This window comes from Leisingera sp. F5 (assembly GCF_001593695.1).
Map to the genome: position 1 here is coordinate 1 of NZ_LUKH01001087.1, position 1,288 is coordinate 1,288.

Annotated in this window: 2 protein-coding genes and 1 pseudogene; all 3 read right to left on the reverse strand. The window is 59.2% G+C overall.

Going from position 1 to position 1,288, the window contains the following annotated elements; all coding sequences use genetic code 11:
• Positions 1-121: pseudogene (locus A2I95_RS39100) on the reverse strand (glutathione S-transferase); the annotation flags it as partial.
• 58 nt (positions 122-179) lie between these two features.
• Positions 180-761 carry a histidine phosphatase family protein gene (locus A2I95_RS39105; RefSeq protein ID WP_291737747.1) on the reverse strand — a complete coding sequence of 194 codons (582 nt, stop codon included), beginning with the start codon at positions 759-761 and terminating at the stop codon, positions 180-182.
• Positions 758-1,276 carry a bifunctional adenosylcobinamide kinase/adenosylcobinamide-phosphate guanylyltransferase gene (cobU, locus tag A2I95_RS39110; RefSeq protein ID WP_291737748.1) on the reverse strand — a complete coding sequence of 173 codons (519 nt, stop codon included), beginning with the start codon at positions 1,274-1,276 and terminating at the stop codon, positions 758-760. Before cobU ends, A2I95_RS39105 begins: the two co-directional genes overlap by 4 nt.
• Positions 1,277-1,288 lie beyond the last annotated feature (12 nt).

Below are 1,288 nucleotides of genomic sequence, written 5' to 3' on the forward strand. Positions count from 1 at the left end.
TTCCTGAAAAGAGCCCCACCATATGCACAGTATGGGGCAAAGAGAATTTTTCGAGCATGAGCCAGCCGCGCAATGACCAGCTGGAGAACATGCGGTCGCCGATATAAATTTCATAAGCCATGCGCAAAGGCTAGCGCGGTGTGTTTCATCGTGAAATGGAATGTTTGTGATGGCATCCGTCACGGAAGATGATTGATAACCCCCGCCCGCCAGCCTTCGGAGCCGAACGCGATTTCACTGACCGACAGATTGTCGATGCGATGGGCAAAGGCTTCTTCTGCGGTCAGCATCTCTGCCCGCTGAATCTGGGTCAGGATTTGACCGAAATGCCCTGCAACAACCAAATCGCGGCCCTGATTCGCAATGATCAGCCCATCAATTGCCGCGTTCACCCGGTTGCAGACCTGATTCCAGCTCTCGCCGCCCGGCGGTGTTACATCGCCCGGCGTCTCCCAATAGGCTCGGATCCGGTCCGGATCCTCGGCGTCCACCTCGGCCCAGGTTCTTAGCTCCCAGGCGCCGAAATGGATCTCGCGCAGCGCTTCAACATGGGGAAGCCGCCGACGGCTGCCTTGGATGGCGCTGGCGGTTTCCACTGCGCGGGAAAGATCGGATGAGACGATCAGCGCGTCCGCTGGCAAGTAATCCGACAGGCGTTTCAGCGCGGCGGTGTCAGACAGGTCCGCGGGCAGGTCGGACCAGCCCACCATGCATTTGGCGTGTGTCGGCCCGTGCCGCACCAGAAACAGCCGGGTGGTCATAACGCCCCCTTCAGCACCAGCGGCAGCCCGGCGGTCACTTGCACAACAGTCTCTGCACGCGCTGCCAGTGCGATATTGAGCCGTCCCTGCGCTTCGCGGAAGCGGCGGGCCAGCTTGTTCTCAGGCACGATGCCAAGGCCGGTTTCGTTGGAAACGATCACCAGATCCGCGCGGCAGCGGCCGACGGCGGCCAGCAGGTCCCCTTGCGCAAGGTCCAGATCATGTTCCGCCAGCAGATGGTTGGTCAGCCACATGGTGGCACAGTCCATCAGGCAGATTTGCCCCGCAGTCAGCGCGTCCAGAACCCTGCCGGCCGTTTCCGGCTCCTCAACAGTTGTCCAGCCTTGCCCTCTTTGTTTGAGGTGGCGGGACACTTTTTCGCGCATTTCGCTGTCAAAAATTTGTGCAGTAGCCCAGTAAACTCTGTCTTTTTCAGCGTTTATGCAGAGCTGCTCGGCAAAGGCCGACTTCCCAGAGGCCGCCCCCCCTAGAATAAAAGTTACATTTGCAGGCATTTTTTGCTAACC